This is a genomic window from Streptomyces sp. NPDC054813 (genome assembly GCF_053611365.1).
This window is the reverse complement of sequence record NZ_JBSHAF010000032.1, coordinates 1-19,968: the sequence shown is the minus strand read 5'-3', so window position 1 is coordinate 19,968 and position 19,968 is coordinate 1. Positions and strand designations below refer to the sequence as shown.

The 19,968-nt window shown below is 73.0% G+C and carries 12 protein-coding genes; 5 read left to right on the top strand and 7 right to left on the bottom strand.

The window, feature by feature from the left end; genetic code table 11:
* The first annotated feature begins 180 nt into the window (after positions 1-180).
* Genes ACWGJB_RS42800 through sbnA form a run of 5 tightly spaced genes read left to right on the top strand, consistent with a single transcriptional unit; the run spans position 181 to position 6,957 of the window.
* Positions 181-2,253, top strand: a complete 2,073-nt coding sequence (locus ACWGJB_RS42800) for a condensation domain-containing protein (protein ID WP_453385435.1) — start codon at positions 181-183, stop codon at positions 2,251-2,253.
* On the top strand, positions 2,246-3,994 hold the full coding sequence (locus ACWGJB_RS42795; RefSeq protein ID WP_453385434.1) for an acyl-CoA dehydrogenase family protein: 1,749 nt from the start codon (positions 2,246-2,248) through the stop codon (positions 3,992-3,994). Before ACWGJB_RS42800 ends, ACWGJB_RS42795 begins: the two co-directional genes overlap by 8 nt.
* Complete coding sequence (locus ACWGJB_RS42790; RefSeq protein WP_453385433.1) at positions 3,987-5,693, top strand: acyl-CoA dehydrogenase; 1,707 nt, start codon at positions 3,987-3,989, stop codon at positions 5,691-5,693. The genes ACWGJB_RS42795 and ACWGJB_RS42790 overlap by 8 nt, the downstream gene beginning before the upstream one ends.
* A gap of 8 nt (positions 5,694-5,701) precedes the next feature.
* Positions 5,702-5,974 carry an acyl carrier protein gene (locus ACWGJB_RS42785; protein WP_453385432.1) on the top strand — a complete coding sequence of 91 codons (273 nt, stop codon included), beginning with the start codon at positions 5,702-5,704 and terminating at the stop codon, positions 5,972-5,974.
* Positions 5,971-6,957, top strand: a complete 987-nt coding sequence (gene sbnA, locus ACWGJB_RS42780) for a 2,3-diaminopropionate biosynthesis protein SbnA (RefSeq protein WP_453385431.1) — start codon at positions 5,971-5,973, stop codon at positions 6,955-6,957. The genes ACWGJB_RS42785 and sbnA overlap by 4 nt, the downstream gene beginning before the upstream one ends.
* 70 nt (positions 6,958-7,027) lie before the next feature.
* On the opposite strand, the gene ACWGJB_RS42775 is transcribed toward sbnA, so the two are convergent.
* The 7 genes from ACWGJB_RS42775 to ACWGJB_RS42745 form a co-directional block, all read right to left on the bottom strand.
* Positions 7,028-8,734, bottom strand: a complete 1,707-nt coding sequence (locus ACWGJB_RS42775; RefSeq protein ID WP_453385430.1) for a fatty acyl-AMP ligase — start codon at positions 8,732-8,734, stop codon at positions 7,028-7,030.
* Positions 8,731-9,477, bottom strand: a complete 747-nt coding sequence (locus tag ACWGJB_RS42770; RefSeq protein ID WP_453385429.1) for a thioesterase II family protein — start codon at positions 9,475-9,477, stop codon at positions 8,731-8,733. Before ACWGJB_RS42770 ends, ACWGJB_RS42775 begins: the two co-directional genes overlap by 4 nt.
* A gap of 32 nt (positions 9,478-9,509) precedes the next feature.
* Positions 9,510-10,472: a TauD/TfdA family dioxygenase gene (locus tag ACWGJB_RS42765; RefSeq protein ID WP_453385428.1), complete on the bottom strand. Its 963-nt coding sequence runs from the start codon at positions 10,470-10,472 to the stop codon at positions 9,510-9,512.
* 12 nt (positions 10,473-10,484) lie between these two features.
* Entirely contained in the window at positions 10,485-11,429 is a 945-nt protein-coding gene (locus ACWGJB_RS42760) for a TauD/TfdA family dioxygenase (RefSeq protein ID WP_453385427.1), read from the bottom strand.
* A gap of 118 nt (positions 11,430-11,547) precedes the next feature.
* Positions 11,548-12,792, bottom strand: a complete 1,245-nt coding sequence (locus ACWGJB_RS42755) for an MFS transporter (protein WP_453385426.1) — start codon at positions 12,790-12,792, stop codon at positions 11,548-11,550.
* On the bottom strand, positions 12,789-13,748 hold the full coding sequence (locus tag ACWGJB_RS42750; RefSeq protein WP_453385425.1) for an ornithine carbamoyltransferase: 960 nt from the start codon (positions 13,746-13,748) through the stop codon (positions 12,789-12,791). Before ACWGJB_RS42750 ends, ACWGJB_RS42755 begins: the two co-directional genes overlap by 4 nt.
* 74 nt (positions 13,749-13,822) lie before the next feature.
* On the bottom strand, positions 13,823-19,912 hold the full coding sequence (locus tag ACWGJB_RS42745) for an amino acid adenylation domain-containing protein (RefSeq protein ID WP_453385424.1): 6,090 nt from the start codon (positions 19,910-19,912) through the stop codon (positions 13,823-13,825).
* Between the last annotated feature and the right edge of the window lie 56 nt (positions 19,913-19,968).

The following is a 19,968-nucleotide window of genomic DNA, read 5'->3' as shown; positions in this document are numbered from 1 at the left end:
GCGCCCGCCGCGCGCGCGCCCCCCCCCGCGGGGGCGGGGGGCGGGGGGGGGGGCGGGGGGCGCGCCCCCCCCCCCCCGCCCCGCCGCCCCCGCCCCCCCCCCCCCCCCCCCCTCGACCTGGTCGGACGCGCCCGGCACCTGCGCGTCGAGCTGCCCGCCGACGTCACCCGCCGCCTGCTGGTGGGCATACCGGCGGCCTTCCGCGCCGGGCCCGAGGACGTCCTGCTGACCGGCTTCTCGCTCGCCCTCGCGCACTGGCGGGAGCAGCGTGGCGGGCCGTCCCGCAGCGAGGTCCTGATCGACCTGGAGGGACACGGCCGGGAGCAATCGCTGCCGTCGACCGACCTCTCACGCACCGTCGGCTGGTTCACCGCGATCTACCCGGTCCGGGTGGACCCCGGCCCGGGCGCGGACCTCGGACACGCGCTCAAGCAGGTGAAGGAGCAACTGCGCGCGGTTCCCGCCCGGGGCACCGGCTTCGGCCCGGCCAAGTACCTGGCGGCCGCCCTCCCCGACGCGCCGACCCCCCGCGTCGGCTTCAACTACCTCGGCAGATTTGCCATGGACGCGGGCCGGCCGTGGGGGGTCGAGCCGGACCGGCGGACGCCGGGCTCGGGCGCCGATCCCGCGATGCCGTTCAGCCACGAGATCGAGGTCGACTCGATCGCCCACGAAGACGCGGACGGCCTGCGGCTGGTGACGGTGTTCTCCTGGCCGGAGGGGCTGTTCGGCGAGGACGACATCCGCGGCCTGGCCGACTCCTGGCTCGCCTCACTCGGCCGGCTCGCGGCCGCCGCCGGCGCCCCGGACTTCGGCGGGCGTACCCCGTCGGACTTCCCACTGGTGGCCCTGGACACCAACCGGCTGGAGCGGCTGGAGCGCGAGCGCCCCGACCTCACCGACATCTGGCCCCTGACGCCCCTCCAGCAGGGGCTGCTCACCCAGACCCTGTTGGACGAGGACGCCGAGGACGCGTACGTCGCCCGGCTGACACTCGACCTCGACGGCCCGCTCGACACCCCGCGGCTTCGCCGGGCGGCCGAGCGGCTGGTGGAGCGGCACCCGGCGCTGCGGGTCGCGTTCGACTGCCTGGACGGCGCCGAGCCGCTGCAGATCGTCTGCGCCTCGGCCGTGCCGGGCTGGCGGATCGTCGACCTCTCCGGCCACGACGAGGCCGGCCGCGCGGCGGCCCTCACCGACCTGGAGTGGGAGCTGGAGCGAGTGCGGTTCGACATCACCCACCCGCCGCTGCTGCGCCTCGTCGTGGTCCGGCTCGACGCCGATCGCCACCGGGTCTTCCTGCTCAACCACCATCTGTTGTGGGACGGTTGGTCGACCCCGGTACTGCTCACCGACCTGTTCGCGCTCTACGAGGGCCAGGAGGCCCCGGAGGCCGCCCAGGACAGCTCGCCGGCCGGGTACCTGTCCTGGCTGGCCGACCAGGACCGGGACGCGGCGGCGCGGGCCTGGTCGGCGGCCCTGGCCGGGCCGGCCGAGCCCACTGTCGTCGCCCCCGAAGCGGCCGGCCTCGGCTCGGTCCGTCACAGCCAGCTGCGCACCGAGCTTTCGGCCGAGCTGACCACGGAGCTGACCGAGCTCGCCCGTGGCCACGGTCTCACCGTCAACACCCTGACGCAGGGAGCATGGGCGGTGGTGCTCGGCGGCATCGTCGGCGGCGAGGACGTGGTGTTCGGCACCTCGGTGTCCGGGCGGCCGCCCCAGCTGCCCGGTATCGCGCGCGCCGTCGGCATGTTCACCAACACGGTGCCTGTGCGGGTCCGGATGGATCCGGCCGAACCCGCCATCGACATGCTCGAGCGGCTGCAGCGCGAGCAGACGGAGCTGCTCGGCCACCAGTTCCTCGGCCTCGCCGAGATCCAGCACGCGGCCCACGGCCGGACCCTGTTCGACACGACCATGGTCTGCCTGAACTACCCACTGGACCTCAAGGTCCTGGACGCGCAGCTGAGCAAGGTCCGGCTGACCGCGCTGGACGGGCACGACGGGACGCACTTCCCACTCCGGCTGGTGGTCATACCCGGGGCGCGGCTGCGCCTGTGGCTCGGCTACCGCCCCGACGTCTACGGCGTGGCCGAGGCCCAAAGCGTCCTGGACCGGGTGGTCGGCGTCCTGGAGGGCCTGGCGGCCGCCCCGGACGCGTCGGTCGACTCGCTCGACCAGGAGCCCGTGGCCCACGGGTTCGCCGATCTCGCCCTGTGGGGCGGCTATGGAAGTGCTGGATCCGATGGCTGAGCCGCAGAACGCGATCGTCCTGGCCCAGGAGATCGACGCCCTCCTCGGCCGGGCCGCACCGATGCTCGCGGAGCTCGACCGCGACGCCGCCTACCCGCAGGAACAGCTCGCCCAGCTGGACGGATTGGGGCTGCCGGCCTACTACGTGCCGCGCGAGCACGGCGGCCGGCTGGAGAGCCACCAGGAGCTGTTCGAGCTCTGGCGGGCGATGAGCCGGCACGACCTGTCGGTCGCCGTGGCGCACGCCAAGACGTATCTTGGCTCGGTCTGCGTGTGGATAGCGGGCTCACCCGAGCAGGCCCGGGGCCTGGCCGGAGCGGTCCTCGGCGGCTCGCGGGTCGGCTGGGCGTTGACCGAGCCCGGCCACGGCGCCGACCTGCTCGCCGGCGAACTCACCGCCGTCCCCGAGGAGGGCTGCTACCGCCTCGACGGCACCAAGTGGCCGATCAACAACGCCACCCGGGGCGACCTGCTCGCCGTCCTGGCCCGCACCGACGAACGAGGGGGCGGCCGCGGCTTCGGCCTGTTCCTGGTGGACAAGGCCGAGTTGGCACCCGGCTCGACGACGCAGCTGCCGAAGGTCGACACCCTGGGCATCCGGGGCGTCGACATCAGCGGGATCCGCTTCGACGGCGCGCGCGTCGACGAGTCAGCGCTGGTCGGTACGCCGGGCGGCGGCATGGAGACCGTCCTCAAGGGCCTCCAGCTCACCCGGACACTGTGCGGCGCGATCTCGGTCGGCGCGGTCGAGCACGCCCTCCGGCTGGCCACCCGGTTCGCCGTGGAACACCGGATCCAGGGGCGGCCGCTGATCGAACGGCCCTTCGTCCGCTCGCTGCTCGGCCGTTCGACCGCCACCCTGTTGACGGCCGAGGCCGCCGGGTTGGTCGGCTGCCGGGCGGCGCACACCCTCACCGGCGAGATGAGCGTGGTGTCCGCCGTGCTCAAGGCGCTGGCGCCGACGCTTGCCGACGAGGCGCTCGGCCGGCTCGGTGACTTCCTCGGCGCCCGTTCCCTGCTCACCGAGCTGCACGAGCACGGAGCCTTTCAGAAGCTCGCCCGGGACCACGCCGTGCTCGCCATCTTCGACGGCAGCACCCCGGTCAACCGCCACGCGCTGATCAACCAGTTCGCCATGATCGCCGCCGGGCACGCCGGCGGCACAGCCGACCGGCACGGCCTGACCGCAGCGACCACGCTGACCGCGCCGCTCGCCCCGTTGCCGTGGATGCGGCTGCGGGCGGCGAGCCGACAGGGGTGCAGCGTGGTGGCATCCGCGCGGACGACGCTGCCCGCGGTGGAGGCGGCCGGGAACGCCGGCCTGTCGGCGCTCGCCCGGCACACGGTGGACGCCATGGACCGGGTCTGCGGGGCCATGGCTGACGTCCGCCCGAACCGGCAGCCCTCGATATACGCCCACGACCTGGCCCAGCAGTACGAACTCTGCTTCGCTGCCGCGTCCGCCCTGCACCTCTGGACGGCGAACCGCGCGGCAGCCGACGGCGCGGAGCCATGTGTTGCCGGCGAGCTGTGGGACGGACAACTGTGGCTCGCCGGCGTTCTGCGGGAGATCGTCCGCCGACTCGACCCGGCCCTCTGCGGCGACGCGCCGGAGTTCGCCCCGGCCTGGCACGAGGAGCTCGACCACCGGCTGGCGGACTGGCTCGTCCGAGCGACGGATCACCCCGGCCCGATCACGGCCTTCGGCTTCGTACAGCACCTGGAGCGTTCCCATGGCTGACCGCGCGTCCGCCCTCGAAGCCCTGCTCGGCGACGCGTGGCAGGAGACGAACCCGACCGGCTTCCGGGCCCTGCTCGCGGCCGACGAGCGCGAGGAACAGCTCGCCGCTGCCACCGAGGCCCTGGACGGCTTCGTGTTCAACCGCGAACTTGTCCCGACCGGGCTCGGCGGGCGGCTCGACTCACTGGAGGCACTCGTCGCAGCCATGCGGGTGCTCTGGCGGCGCGACCCGTGCCTCGGCGTCGGCTACGCCGGCAGCTCGTACCTGGCGGCCGTGCAGGTGTGGGTGGGTGGTGACGAGTCGCAGCAGCGCGCCATGGCGGACGCGCTGTCCGCGAACAGGCGCTTCGCCACCGCCTACAACGAACTCGAACACGGCAACGACCTCACCGGTGCCGCCTTCCGCGCCACCCCCGGCCCCGACGGCTGGAAGCTGCACGGCCGCAAGGACGTCGTCACCAACCTCGGCGCCTCCGACGGCATGGTGCTGTTCGCCCGTACCTCGGACCGCCCGGGCGGCCGCAGCCACAGTCTGTTCCTGCTCCCCGAGCTCGACCTCGCCTCGGCGCGGCTGCGCCCCGGGCCGCGATACCGCAGCAGCGGGCTGCGCGGCGTGCACCTGGGCGGCGCCGGGTTCCTCGACTACCCCGTCCCGGCCGAGGCGCTGCTGGGCGCACCCGGCCAGGGCCTCGAACTCGGTCTGCGCAGCTTCCAGGTGACGCGCACCACCCTGCCGGCGATGTTCCTCGCCACCGCGGAGACCGGCCTGCGGGTCACACTCACCGCGGCCGAGGAGCGCCGACTGTACGGGGCGCCCATCGTCGCGCTGCCCTACGTGCGGGCCTCGATCGCGCGCGCCGCCGCGGACCTGCTGGCAGCCGACGCCCTGTGCGCGGTCGCGATCCGGGCGCTGCACCTCCTGCCGGAGGAGGCCCCGCTGCTCGCACCGGCGGTCAAGTACCTCGTCCCGCAGCTGCTCAAGGACGTCGTTGACACCCTGCGGATGGTCCTCGGCGCGCAGTCGTATCTGCGTGAGGGGTCCGCCGCGATCTTCCAGAAGCTCGCCCGCGACCTCGCCCCGATCGCGTTCATGCACGCCTCGCGGACCGCTTGCCAGGCCGGCCTGCTGCCGCTGCTGCCCCGGCTGGCCCAGCGCTCCTGGCTCGGCACCGAACCCACACCGGGCGAGTCCGGGCTGTTCCGCCCCGGCGCGCCCCTGCCGCCGATGGACTTCACCGCGCTCGGGCTCGGCATCCCGCGGACCGACACCGTCTCGGCGACCCTCGCCGCCGTCGCCGAGCAGCCTGGCGGCGGCCTGCCCACCCGCTTCGCCGCGTACTTCCGCGACGAACTCGCCTGCCTCCGCGACCACTTCACGGGCCTCGCCCCGCAGGCCACCACGATCGACGCCTCGGCGGCCGTGTTCGAGGCCGTGCACCGCTACACCGTCGTCCTCGCCGCGGCAGCCTGCCTGGGCGTCTGGCGGCACGCGGGCGGCGGCACGTGCTCGGGCCTCGGCGACGACCTGTGGGTTTCGGCCGCCCTCGACCGGCTGGCCACCCGCCTCTCGGGCCGCCGGCCGATCACCGCCGAGGAACGCACCGAGCTCGAGGATGCCTTGTTCCGGCAGACGGTCGACCTTCACCATGCCGGGCGCCCGCTCGATCTGACGGGGCGCCAGGGAAACCCGGACACCTAGGAAGAACGATGACATCCAGTTCACTCAACGCGCCGAAGTCCCTTGAGGAAACGACCACCTGGCTCATCGGCCGGGTCGCCTACTACGTGCGGCTGCCGGCCGAGGAGGTCGCCGTCGACGTCTCGCTCGCCGACTACGGCCTCGACTCGGTCTACGCCTTCTCGCTCTCCGCGGACATCGAGGACGAGTTCGGCGTGACGGCCGACCCCACTCTGCTGTGGGACTTCGAAACCGTCTCAGCGCTCGCCGGGTATCTCGTGAACGGCGGCGGCCAGGAATGACCTCCCCGGCCCTGCGGGGAATCACGGAGGCCATCGGCGGCACTCCCCTGGTGGCGCTGGACGGCCTCGTGCCGGGGTGCCGTTCACGCGTGTTCGCCAAGCTCGAATGGTTCAACCCCGGCGGCAGCATCAAGGACCGCACCGCGCTGGAGATGCTCTCCACCCGGATCAGCTCCGGTGAGGTGGACCCGGCGAAGACCACCGTCGTCGAGTCCAGTTCGGGCAACCTCGGCGTGGGACTTGCCCAGCTGTGCCGCTACTACGGCATGCGGTTCGTCTGCGTGGCCGACATCCGTACGGCGCGCAGCAACCTCGCGCTGATCGAGGCGTACGGCGGGCGGGTCGAGATGGTCGACCAGCCCGACCCGGAGACCGGTGAGTTCCTCGCCGCCCGGCTGCGCCGGGTGCGGGAGCTGGTCGCCTCCGACCCGCACGTCTACTGGCCCAACCAATACGGCAATCCGCTCAACCCACGGGCGCACAAGCGCACCATGCGGGAGATCGCCGAGCAACTCGACCATGACGTGGACTACCTGTTCGTCGCGGTCAGCACCTTCGGCACGCTTCGCGGCTGCGCCCAGTACATCCAGCAGAGCGGCAAGTCCACCAAGGTGATCGCGGTGGACGCGGCCGGCAGCGTCATCCTGGGCGGGCAGCCCGGGCGCCGGCTGCTGCCCGGCCATGGCGCCGGGGTGCGCTCGGCCCTGGTGGACCTCACGCTGGTCGACGAGGGGATGCGGGTCACCGACCTCGAGTGCGTGGCGGCCTGCCGCCGTACGGTCGCGCGCACCGGCGTGCTCGCCGGCGCGTCCTCGGGCGCGGTGGTGGCGGCCTACGAGCGGCTCGCCCCGAAACTGCCGGACCACTCGACCAGCGTGCTCGTCTTCCCGGACAGTGGCGAACGCTACCTGGACACCGTCTACAACGACGCCTGGGTGGCCCAGAATCTCGGCGAGCTCCCGGATCCACCGGGGCTCGGCTGAGCGCGACGAAGGTGCGGTTCCGCCTCCCCCGGGAACCGCACCTTCGTCGTTGTCGTGTCAAGGGCCGGACTCAAGCCGGCAGCAGTCCGCGCACCTCCGGGGACAGGTCAGCGTAGACCGGAGCAAGGCCGCCCTCCAGGAACAACGAGCGCATCGTGCCGCGCTGAATCTTCCCGCTGGTCGTCCGGCGGACGGCACCGCGGCGCAGTAGCACCACATCGCGCAGTGGGGAACCCAGCACCCCGGTCAGCTGCTTGCGGACAGCCGCGACCAGGGCGGGGAGCTCCTCCGCCGAGGCCACGGGGTTGATCTCGTGCACCAGCACCACGCGCTCGTCGGGGGCCTGGACCGCGAAGGCCGCGCCGATGAAGCCCGCCAGCAAGGGGTGGGCCGTGCGAGCCTCGTGCTCGACGTCCTGCGGGAAGACGTTGCGGCCGCGGATCACCATCACCTCCTTGAGCCGGCCGGTGATCACCAGCTCGCCCTCCTGCACGCTTCCGAGGTCACCGGTACGCAGCCACCACGTGTCGTCGGCGGAGTCCGCCAGGGTGGCCCGGAAGATCTCCTCGCTGGTCCCGGGCCGCTTCCAGTAGCCCTGTCCGACGCTCTCGCCGCGCACCCAGATCTCGCCGGTCTCACCCGGCGCGCAGGCCAGGCGGGTCACCGGGTCGACGATCCGCAGCTCGAAGCCGATCGGCAGACCGCAGCCGGCGACCTCCCTGCCGGCGCCGGTGGTGAGGAGCGCGGGCCGCTGCCGCGGCGGCTTGGTCGAGACGTAGACGGTCGCCTCGGCGAGGCCGTAGCCGGGCGTCATGGCCTCCGGGGCGAAACCCGCGGCGGCGAAGTGCTCGGTGAAGGCGCGCAGCGTTGGCACATGGACGGGCTCGGAGCCGTTGATGACGCAGTGCAGGCTGGACAGGTCGACGGCATCCGCCTGCTCCTTCGGAACCAGCCGCACGCAGAGGTCAAAGGCGAAGCTCGGCGCCGCGCTGACGCTGATCCGGTGACGGTCGATCAGCCGCAGCCAGGTGGCCGGCCGCTTGACAAAGCTGATCGGCGACATCAGCACGACGGTGGCCCCGGCCAACACCGCGGAGCTGAGCATCGCGAACAGGCCCATGTCGTGGTGCAGCGGGATCCAGCCGCCGAAGACGTCGTCCTGATCGGCGCCGTTGGCCCGGCAGAACAGCTCGGCGTTGGCGAGGACGTTGCCCTGGCTCACCATCACGCCCTTGGGCTCGCCTGTGGAGCCCGAGCTGTACTGGAGGACGCCGAGGGTGTCCCGGTCGATTTCCGGCAGCGCGGCCCGCCCCTCGGCCGCGGCCTGCGCAACGGCAGGGGACTCCACGGCGCAGCCCTCAAGACCCGCCTGCGCGACCGTCTCGGCGAGGCCCTGGATCTCGTCCTCCTCGGTGAGGACGAGGGCGGGCTCGCAGTCCCGGACGATCTGCTCGATCCGCGCCCGCGCCTGCGCCGAACCGCCGGGCGGCGGCACCGGGACGGCGACCATCCCGGCGGTCAGGCAGCCGAAGTAGGACTCGACGAAGCCCACGCCGCTGGGCAGCGCGAGCACCACCCGGCTGCCGGGCTCCAGCCGGGCGGCCAGCCAACGCGCCGAACGCTCGACCTGGGCGAGGAGTTCGGCGTAGGTGTACACCTCCTCCCCGTCCGGTCCGGCGTCCGGCGAGACGATGAGGGCCGGGTGCTCCGGCCGAAGCCGGGCACGGTCGACGAGGGCGTCGGGGACGTTCCGGTAACCGGCGAGGTCCACGGTCATGGCTTGCTCCCTTGGTCCGTCCATTGGCGCAGGGCCTGGGCCAGGACCTGCGCCAGGGGTTCGGGATTCTGCTCGAAGTAGAAGTGGCCGCCCTCGAAGCTGTGCACGGCGAAGGATCCGAGCGTGTGCCGGGACCAGTGCGCCGCGTCCTGCTCGGTGAAGGCCTCGTCCTCGTCGCCGACCATGACGGTGAGCGGACAGGCCACCGGCGGCCCCGGGGTGAAGTGGTAACGCTCGCTCATCAGGAAGTCGTTGCGCAGGATCGGCGCCGAGAGTTCCCACAGGTCGGGGTGGCGCAGCAGTTCGCTGCCGGTGCCGCCGAGCCGGTCGACGACCAGCCGGATCTCCTCGTCGTCGAACTCCAGCCCCATCGGCGTGATCCGGTCGGGGGCCTTGCGGGCCGAGACGAACAGCGCGGTGAGCGGCGAGGGGTAGCGGGGCCGCAGCCGGCGGACCACCTCGTAGGCGACGGTCGCGCCCATGCTGTGCCCGAGGAAGGCGGTGGGTGCGCGGCCCAGGCCGGGGGTGAGGAGCTCGGCGAGGAGGTCGGCGAGCTCCTCGAAGTCGGCGATGAACGGCTCCGCGAAACGATCCTGCCGGCCCGGGTACTGGATCGCCAGCACCTCGATCTCGGGCGCGAGCAGCTCGGCCAGCTCCCGGAAGGTGTTGGCCGTCCCGCCGGCATGCGGGAAGCAGACCAGCCGGGCGCGCGCCGCGGTGTTGCGTGGGAGGAAGCTGCGCAACCAGGACGACTGCGGGGCTGACGGGAAGGGTCTCAACTCGCCCGGACCCCGGAGTCGGAATCGGGCATGTGGCCCTCGGTCATCGCGACCGCGATCTTGCGCGGACCGGTGAACGGCTCGCGCGCGTGCGCCGCCAGCATGTTCTCGACGATCAGGATGTCGCGCTGCTGCCAGTCGAAGCGCGTGGATGCGGCCCGGTAGCAGTCGCGCAGATGCGCGGTGACGTCATCCGGGATCGGCGTGCCGTCACCGAAGTAGGTGTTGGTCGGCATGTCCTCCTCGTCGAACAGCGCGAGCAGGCCCTCCTGGACGTCCGGCGCGAGCGTCGTGTAGTGGAAGAAGGTCGCGTGGTTGAACCAGACCTCCTCGCCCGTGTCGGGGTGACGGTGGATCGCCTTGCGCACGGCCTTGGTGCGCAGCCCGTCCGTGCCGCGCCACTCCACCTCGAGGCCGCTGCGCTTGGCGTGGGCCTCGACCACTGCGCGGTCACCGGTGTTGAACACCGAGCGCCACGGTACGCCGAAGCCCTCGTGGAAGTTGCGCACGACCATCCAGCCCTTGCGGGCGAACTCCTCGCGCACGCTCGGGTCGATCGCCTTGTAGACGGCCCCGATGTCGGCCAGCGGCGTGGCGCCCTGGGTCTCCGGCGCGGTCTCGCAGTAGAACCAGAGCAGCCGCGGCCAGGAGGCCTGGTAGGAGTTCTCGTTGTGCAGGAAGATCTCCTCGTTCGGCGGGTAGTCCGTCGAGGTGTAGACGTTCCCGAGGATCGCGTGCCGCGGGGAGGAACGCTCGTTGTAGACCAGCGGGTCCCCGGAGAGAGTCCGCACGGCCTCCTGGAAGCCCGCGACCCCGTCGATCGGGAAGCCGCGCAGCAGCACCGCGCCGTGCTCCAGCAGCTTTCGGCGGATCCGGGGGCGCTCGGCCTCGAACACCTCCCGGGGGGCGCGGCCGTCCGTCCCGGCCTCGATGACGTATGCCAGAGTGTTGTCAGTCATGGTGCGGCTTCCTCACGCCTCGTCGGTTCCGGACATGGCCACCAGCACGCGGCGCGGACCGTCGAAGGGCCGTCGGCCGTGCCCGACCAGGACGTTGTCGATCAGCAGCAGGTCCCCGACGTGCCAGTCCACGTCGACCGCCTTCTCCAGGCCGAGGTCGCGGATCTTGGTGACGTACTCGTCCGGGATCGGGCTGCCGTCGGCGAAGGTGGCGGACTGCGGCAGGTCCTCGGGCGGCATGATCTCGCTGAGCGCCCGCGCGGTCTCGTCGCCGAGCCCCGCCGGGTGCCACTGGTCGGCCTGGTTGAACCAAACCTCGGCGCCGGTCACCGGGTGGCGGACGAAAGCCGGGCGCAGCTGCTCGATGCGCAGGCTGCCGTCCGAGCGCCACTCCCAGGAGGCCGCGGACTCGGCCAGAAAGGCCTCGACCTCGCTCCGGTCCTCGGTCTCGAAGGTCTGCTGCCAGCTCTTGCCCAGGCCGTATCCGCCGTGCAGATTCTGCTGGTAGCGCACGCCGTCGGCGAAGGCCTCGCGGATCTCCGAGCCGACCGACTCCAACCACAGCTCGCCGTCGATCACCGGGGTCGCGCCGCCTGAGCCGGGCGCGGTCTCGCAGTAGAAGGCCAGCCGGGTCGGCCAGCGCGAGGCGTACGACATCTCGTTGTGCATCGAGATGGCCAGCGTGGCCGGGTACTCGGTCGAGGTGTAGACGTTGCGGCCGACCTTCGTCCGCGGCGAGTTGCCGTGCACGTAGGCGAGGCGGTCGGGCAGCAACGCGTCGAGCACGTCGTCGAGTTCGCCGGTCGCGACCCCGAACCCATGCATCACCAGCGCCTTCTCGGCGGTCAGCAGCGCGGCCAGGTCGATCCCGCGCAGGTACTCGACCAGCCCGGCCGCGTTCGCGGCGGTGCCGATCTCGTCCGGGTTGAGCTCCCGGGGCTTCCAGTTGTGGTTCACGTCCGTCCCTTCAACATGTGCCGGCGGGCACCGACTCCACGCTCCGCCCACTGCCTATAGGCCCTCTGTATCGCGTCCGGTCGGCCGGCCGGCCGGTGCCAGGTTCCTTTGACAAGCCCTACTTGAGCGGTTCACGGCCGGAGCGGACCGCCGGGCTCACCACGGAGATCACGGCGAGCAGCGCCATGAAGCCGGTGGCCACGCCGATCGTGCTGGTGAGTCCCGCACGGGCCAATGCGAAGCCGGCCGCCATCGCGCCCAGTGAGTTGGTGCCGGAGGAGAGCAGGCTCGCGACACTGATCGCCCGGCCCTGCATCTCGTCCGGGCAGACCTTGGTCAGATAGACCCCGGCGGCCAGGTTGCTGATGGCGCCGACGGCGGCGATCCCGGCGGACAGCGCGCCGAGGGCCACCGGGTTGGGGCTCAGCAGGATCATCGGTACCAGGAGGGTCCACACCATCAGGGCGCCGATCACGATCCCGGAAGCCGACAGCCGGGACAGGAACCAGCCGCCGGACATCGCGCCGAGCACACCACCGAGCCCGCCGACCACGCTGACCACACCGAGTTCCATCGGCGAGCCGTCGTTGCGCTTGATGATCAGAACCACGGCCAGGTTGGTCGCCTGGAAGACCAGGTTGCTCCCGGCGACCAGGGAGATCGCCGCCCGCAGGAAGCGCTGGCGCCACAGCCAGGCCATGCCCGCGCCGATCTCGGCCCGCAGATTACGCTCGCCGGTCTTCGCCCTGGTCTGCTGGAACCCGGTTCGGATGGCCAGCAGGCTGAGACCGGCCACCGCCCGGCCGGCCAGCGAGACCAGGAAGGGCAGCCACGGCAACAGCGTGAACAGGGCGGAACCGAGCGGACTGCCCAGCAGGCCCGAGGCCTGACCGCGCGCCTCGTTGCGGGACAGCGCGGCGGAGAGGTGTTCGGGGCGCACCAGGTTGCGGACGGCGGCGCGCTCGGCGAGCCGGTAGAAGATCATCGCGCCGCCCTCGATGAAGGCCGCCACCATGAGCAGGGGGATCCACAGGTGGCCGAGCATCAGCACGGTCACCACCCCGGCCATGGCCAGGCCCGCGGCGAGGTCGCAGACGAGCATCACCCGTCGGCGGTCCCAGCGGTCCACCAGGGCCCCGGCCGGCAACTGGACGACCAGGTTCGGCAGCTGTGACGCGAAGGCCACCAGTCCGGCCGAGGAGATCGACCCGCCCTGCCAGAGGACCAGCAGCGGGAAGGCCGTGGAGGCGACCCGGTTGCCGAGCGCGGAGACCCCGGCGCCCAGCCAGAGCAGGTTGAAGTCGCGGTTCTTGGAGAGCGGTCGGACTTCGTCGTTCCGCTCGGTCGTCCCGGTCCGGCTCACCCGAGTTCCACCCCGGTCGGCCCGGGCGGGACGACCACGCCGTGGTGGCACCATTCGAGGACCGCCATCGCGCCGTACATCTTGCACGCGGCCTGGTCGAAGGCGATGCTGCGCGGGCCGTCCAGCACCTCGGCGCTGACCTCCTCGCCGCGATGCGCCGGCAGGTCGTGCATGAACGCCGCGTCCGGGCTGGTGCGCCACAGCTCCCGGGTGACCCGGAAGGGCTCGAAGCCGCGCCGCCAGTCCGGGTCCGGCTTGCTGGTCCCGGTGGTCTGCCAGCGGGTGGTGTAGATGACGTCGAACCCCGGGGGGAGGTCGGCCGTGTCGTGGCGCTCGACGATCCGGGCGCCGCTCTTCTCGGCCCGTGCGCCGGCGCGGTCGAGGATCCGGGCGGGCAGCCCGTACCCGGGCGGCGTGCGCAGCTCCAGGTAGGTGTCCCGGTACCGCGAAACGGCCAGCGCGAGCGCCGCCGCGGTGTTGTTTCCCTCGCCGAGGTAGAGGATCCGCAGTCCGGCGACCCGGCCGAACCTGCCCTGCAGCGCCGCCAGGTCGGCGATGGCCTGCGTGGGGTGCTCGTCGGCGGTCATCGCGTTCACCACCGACATGCCGCGCGGCCCGGCCCAGCCGCGCAGTTCCTCCGGCTCACCCGCGGTACGCGCGACCAGCACGTCGAGCATCCGGGCGAACACCGCTCCGGTGTCCTCGGTGGTCTCCCCCGTGTTGGTCTGCAGGTCGTCCGGGCCGTAGGCGACGATGCCCGCGCCCAGCCGCAGCGCGCCGACCGAAAAGGCGGTGCGGGTGCGGGTGGAGGTCTTGCGGAAGTAGATCCCGACCACCGTCCCGTCCAGCGGTCGGTGGCCGGCCGGGCGGCCCGCGCCGTGGTCGGCGGCGCGGGCGACCATGGCGTACAGGTCGTCGTCGGAGAGGTCCTCAAGGGATATCAGATGCCTGGTCATGCGGTTCCTTTGGCAGCGTGGTCGGTGGCGGGGGCCGGGCCCGTCGCGTGCCCGGACCCGGGTCCGGACAGCCCCTAGCGGGGGCCGGGCCGTCCCGAGGTCGCCGAGGTGAACAGCCGGACCAGACGGTCGCCGCCGGCGCCGGCCGCCAGGACGACGAAGCCCCGGCCGGAGCGCAGCTCGGCCATGGTCATCGCCCGGTGCCCGGGCAGTTCGCCCGCGTGGCCGTACCAGGTCGTCCCACCGTCGGCGTCCAGCACCGTGCCGAGCCCGTAGAAGCTCCCCGGCGACTGCTCGGTGAGCAGCTCGGTCACCGTCTGCGGACGCAGCAGTGCGCGCGGTCGGCCGAGTCCGCTGCGGCGGATCTCCAGAGCGAACGCGGCCAGGTCGGCCGCCGTGCTCCACAGGCCCGCGGCCGCGGCGTCCACCCGCTGCTCCCAGCCGCCCTCGACCGGCGCACCCTGCGCGTCGTGTCCGTGGGCGGCCGTGCGGCCCTCGGGGAACGCCGGCCGGAAGGAGGAGTCCGTCATGCCCAGCGGCTTGAACACCATCCGGTCCATCAGGTCGGCGAACGGCTCGCCGGTGACGTCCGACATCGCCTGCTGGAGCACCGAGAAGTGCGTGTTGGCCTTGCGGAACTCGGCGCCGGGCGCCAGCTCCCGCTCGGGGGCCGGCCGACCCCCGACCTCGCCGGCGAGCAGCTCGCGCAGCTCCGGCAGGACGGCGCCGCGCGGGTATCCCGCACCGGCCATGACCGTCAGCCCGGACAGGTGGGCCAGCAGCTGCCGTGCGGTGATCGGCGCGTGGGTGCCGTTGCCCGGGATCCGCCAGCGCGTCAGGTACTCGTTGACGTCGGTGTCGAGGGCGAGGACGCCCTCGTCGACCAGCCGCAGCGCGGCGAAGGCGGTGATGTGCTTGCTGACCGAGCCCACCGGGAAGAGGGTGTCCGCGTCGACCGGTTGGCCGCCCTCGCTGCGGGTGGAGCCGAAGGCCTCCAGGGCGACCAGTTCGCCGCCCTCGATCACGGCGACCACGGCGCCGGGTACCCGGCCCTCGGCCAGCGCCCGCTCGACGGCGGCCCGGTCGACCGCGGCGGGCGCGGCCTGCGGGGCCGACGCCGCGGGGGCCGACTGCGCCGCCCGGGCGGCGAGTTCGGCGTCCACGGCGGCCGACAGCTTACGGACGGTGTCGTTCTGGTAGAGCATCGCCAGGCTGAGCGGTACGCCGGCCCGGCGGGAGGCCGCGACCACCTGGATGACGACCATCGAGTGGCCGCCAAGCTCGGTGAAGGTGTGGTCGATGCCGACCCGCTCGTGGCCGAGCGCCGCCGCCCAGATCCGGGCCAGTTCCCGCTCGGTCTCGGTCTCCGGCGCTGTGTAGGGCAGTTCCTCGGTGACCTCGCCGACCTGGGCCAGTGCCTCCCGGTCGACCTTGCCGTTGGCGGTGAGCGGCAGCTCCTCCGTCACGTGCACGGTTGCGGGCACCATGTACTCCGGCAGTCGCTCGCCGAGCCAGTCGCGCAATCGCGCGCCGTCCGGGCTCTCGCCGACCCGCGGGACGGCGTGGCCGACCAGCCGCAGGCCCTCGTCGCCCTCCTGGGCGACCGCGAGCACCACGGCCGTGGCAACCGACTCGTGGGCGGCCAGCGCGGTCTCGATCTCGCCCAGCTCGATCCGGTGCCCGCGCAGCTTGATCTGCCCGTCGGTGCGGCCGAGGAGTTCGGCCTCACCGCTGTCCAGGAGCCTGGCCCGGTCGCCGGTCCGGTAGAGCCGGGCGCCCGGCGCCCCGAACGGGTCGGGCAGGAAGGACGCCGCGGTCAGGCCCGGTCGCTTCAGGTAGCCACGTGCCACGCCCTCGCCGCCGACGAAGACCTCGCCGACCACGCCGGCCGGGAGGCGGCGCAGCTCCTCGTCGAGCACGAACATGGTGGTCCCGGCGTGCGGCCGGCCGATCGGCACGGTCTCGGCACCGTGCGCGGCATCGTACTCGGCGGAGCTGTTGGCGACGGTGACCTCGGTGGGACCGTACTCGTTGAGGATCCGCGCGCCGCCCGAGAGTTCCGCCCACCGCTGGGCCAGCGCGCTCGGGAAGGTCTCGCCACCGACCAGCACGATCGCCGCCAGGCCGCGGGCCTGCTGCCCGGTCAGCTGCTCGGCGAGGATGCCGAGGTGCGAGGGCGTCAGCTTGAGGAAGGAGTAGGGACCGCTCGCCGCCAGCCAACTGCCTAGCTCGTCGAGGTCGAGGTCGGCGGGCATCATGTGCACCGCCCGGCCGCGCAGCAGCGGCACGTACAGCTGGGGCACCGCGAGGTCGAAGGCCACCGAGGAGAACAGCGGTGCAGGTCCCTCGGCGTCGGCGGTGAGCTCGGTGACGCCAGCCAGGTAGCCCGCCAGCGAGCGGTGGGTGATCTGCACGCCCTTGGGCACGCCGGTGGAGCCCGAGGTGTAGATCACGTAGGCGAGCGAGTCCGGGTCGGTGGCCACGGTCTCGCGCGAGGCGGCCGGCTCGGGCAGCTCGCGGTCGACCACGACCAGCGGGACGCCGGAGAGTTCCGCGAAGGTCGCGGCGTACTTCTCCTCGGTCACCACCGCCACGACGCCCGCGTCGGCGAGGGTCCGGCCCAGCCGCTCGGCAGGGTGGGCCGGATCGAGCGGCAGGTAGCCGCCGCCGGCGCGCCAGGTGCCGAGGAACGCGGCGAGCAGGTCGGGCCCGCGGTCCAGGGCGACCGCGATCACCCGGTCGGCGCCGGCCACGGGCGCCAGCGCGGCGGCGATCCGGTCGGCCCTGGCGGACAGCTCGGCGAAGGTCGCCGTGTCGTCGCCGCAGAGCACGGCCGGCTGCCGCGGCGTCCGGGCGGCCTGGGCGTCGAACGCGGCGAGCGCGAGCGGCGGCTCGGCCGGGCGGGTCGCGCCGGTGCCGAAGGCGAGCAGGCGGGCCTCCTCCCCGTCCGGCAAGCGGACCGCTCGGGCGTCGCCGTCCGGGTCCTCGGCCATCGCCTTCAGGACGGTCAGGTACGACTCGGCCATCAGACCGGCGGCCTCGGCGGACATCGCCTGGGCGTTGGTGCTGAAGGTCAGCCGGCCGGCCTTGACCGCGACCGTCACCGGGAACTCGTTGGAGCTGAAGCAGAAGTCCAGCCGCCGGTCGACCGGGCCGTCCTCCTGCTGGTCGAAGTCGATGAAGCTGAAGTGGACGTCCATCAGGCGCCCGGTGTCGATCGCCTCGTTCTGGATCGCCGGCATCGGGTAGTGCCGGTGCTCCCAGGTCCTCGTCTCGTTCTCGAAGACCTGGGCCACGAGTTCGCGCCAGGTGCGGGCGGTGCGGTCGAAGGCGAACGGCAGCGGGTTCAGGCTCATGCCCGCGACCTGGTCGGCGCCCGACACTTCGGCCCGCACGTGCGACATGAGGCCGCTGAAGAAGGTGCGCTCGGCGGTGATCTGGCTGAGCACCTTGAGGTGTGCGGCGAGCAGCACGGTCTTCACCGAGGCGCCCGACTGGAAGGCCAGCGCGCGCAGGCCGGGCAGCAGTTCGCCGAACTCGACGGAGCGGCGGAAGACGTCGTCCGGGCCGGCGTTCGGGTCGCCCCAGGCCGTGGGCAGCTCGAACTTCGGGTTCGCGCCGACCACCTCGGCCCAGTACTTCCGGTCGTCGCCGGAGGCCAGGGCGCGCAGCTCGGCCGCCACCTGGTCGGCGAAGCGCATGCCGCTCTCGCGGCAGGGCTCGATCTCACCGCCGTCGCGCATCGCGCGGTAGAGGCCGAGCAGCTCCACCCGGAGCTGGAAGAAGCTCCAGCCGTCGAGGATCACGTGCGACTGCGAGAAGCTCAGCTGCCAGCGGCCGCCGGAGAGCTTCTGCACGATCAGCCGCTGCTGCGGCGCCTCGTGGTAGTCCACCGGCGAGTTGGCCTCGCCGTCGAGGAACTCGGCCAGGAAGGCCGGTTCCTCCTCCTCGGTCAGGTGGGTGGAGTCGTGCACGATCAGCCGCGGCTCGGCGCTCCGGTGCACCAGTTGCATGGGCACCGAGTAGGTCTCGAGGTCGAACGTCGTACGCAGGATCTCGTGCCGCGTGATCAGCTCGGCCAGCGAGGCGCGCAGCGCGTCCTCGTCGAAGGGCTCCTCGTCGGTCAGACCGATGGTCTTGACGATGTGGTAGTGCTGCTTGCCCTCACTGGAGAGCATCTCGACCAGCATGCCGATCTGGTTCTGGGTCAGGGGGTAGGCATCGGCCAGCCCCTCCGGCAGCAGTGCCCGGTCCTCCCCGCCGAGCAGGGCGAAGGGCTCGACCCTGGTGCTCTCCTCGCGGATCTCGGCCCGGTCGGCGAGCGCCCCGCACAGCCGGGCGACGGTGTGCTGCGCGAACACGTCGCGGGTGCTGACGTTCAAGCCCTCGGCGCGCAGCCGGCCGGCGACGGCCACGGCGCGCACGGAGTCACCGCCGATGTCGAAGAAGTCGTCGTGGATGCCGACCCGGGGCAGGCCGAGCACCTCGGCCCAGACTTCGCTGACGCGCGTCTCCAGGTCGGTGCGCGGGGCGGTGTAGGCGTGTCCGGTCGCGACGGCCGCGTCCGGCAGGGCCCGGCGGTCGACCTTGCCGTTGGCGGTCAGCGGGAGCGCGTCCAGCGGCACGAACGCGGTCGGCACCATGTACTGCGGCAACGCGCCGGCGCAGTGCTCGGCCAGGTCGGCCGGCAGCTCGCCGCCGGTGACGACGACGTACGCCACCAGGCGTCGGTCGCCGCCCTCGCCGCCGGCCGCGACCACCGTGGCCTCGGTCACCGTGGGATGCGAGCGCACCGCGGCCGTGACCTCGCCCAGCTCGATCCGGTAGCCGCGGATCTTCACCTGGTCGTCCAGTCGGCCGAGGAACTCGACGTTCCCGTCGGCATCCAGCCGCGCCAGGTCGCCGGTGCGGTACATCCGCGTGCCGGGGGCGCCGAAGGGGTCGGGCAGGAAACGGTCGGCGGTCAGCGCGGGCTGCCCGCCGTAACCGCGGGCCACGCCGGTCCCGGCCACGAACAGCTCGCCGGCGTCACCGGCAGGCACCTGGTCGAGGAACTCGTCGAGGATGTACATCGCCAGGTTCGGCAGGGCGCGCCCGATCGGCACCACCCCGGCGCCGGGCGGGCCCCCGAGCCGGTTGACGCTGGTGCCGACGGTCACCTCGGTCGGGCCGTACTCGTTGATCAGGCGGTCGGTGCCGAGCCAGGAGACCCACTGGGCGGCCAGGGCGCCGGGCAGAGCCTCGCCGGCCACCACGACCGCACCGGCCAGTCGCGCGGCCTGGGCTCCGGTGATCTGCTGGGTGATGATCTCCAGGTGACCCGGGGTCAGCTTGAGGAAGGAGTAGGGCGCGCCGACCAGCAGGGCCGGGCCGAGGTCGGCGGGTTCAAGGTCCTGCGGCAGCAGTCGGACCTTCTGGCCGACCAGCAGCGGCGCCCACAGGTTGGGCACGACGAGGTCGAAGGCCACCGAGGAGAAGACCGCGGAGCCGCCCTCACCGGCGCCACAGAGGTCGCGGGCCGCCCACCCGAGGTGGTTGGCCAGGCCCTCGTGGGTGACCTGCACGCCCTTGGGCGTTCCCGTCGAGCCCGAGGTGTAGATGACGTACGCCAGGTCCAGCGGGTCCACCGCCGCCGGCTCGACCGCGGACCGCGGCGCCTCGGCGGCGATCAGGTCCTCGGCGCGGAGCACCGGTCCGTCGAAAACGCCCGCCAGGCCCTCGGCGTAGGCGGCGTGCGCCACGACGGCGACGGCCTTCGCGTCCTGCAGCGTAAAGCCGCAGCGGGCCGCCGGGTAGGCCGGGTCCAGCGGCAGGTAGGCCGCGCCCGCGCGCCAGACGCCCAGCAGCACCGGCAGCAGGTCCAGACCGCGGTCCATGACCACGCCGACCACCGAGCCGGAGCCGGCGCCGGCCGTGCGCAGGCGGTCCGCCACCGCGTCGGCGCGGGCGAGCAGCCCGGCGTAGTCGAGCTGCTGCTCGCCGCAGGCCACGGCCACCGCGTCGGGCGTACGCCTGGCCTGCAGGGCGATCGCGGACGGCACCGAGGTGATGCCGAAGTCCGCGCGTTCACCGGCCTCCGGGAGCGCACCGTCCGCGCGCGGCGCGCCGGACCGGGCGAAGGCCGCCAGTGCGGCGACGGTGCGGTGTTCGAACAGGTCACGCACGGCGACATCGAACCCCTCCGCCCGCAACGCACCCACCACCGTGATCGCCCGGATCG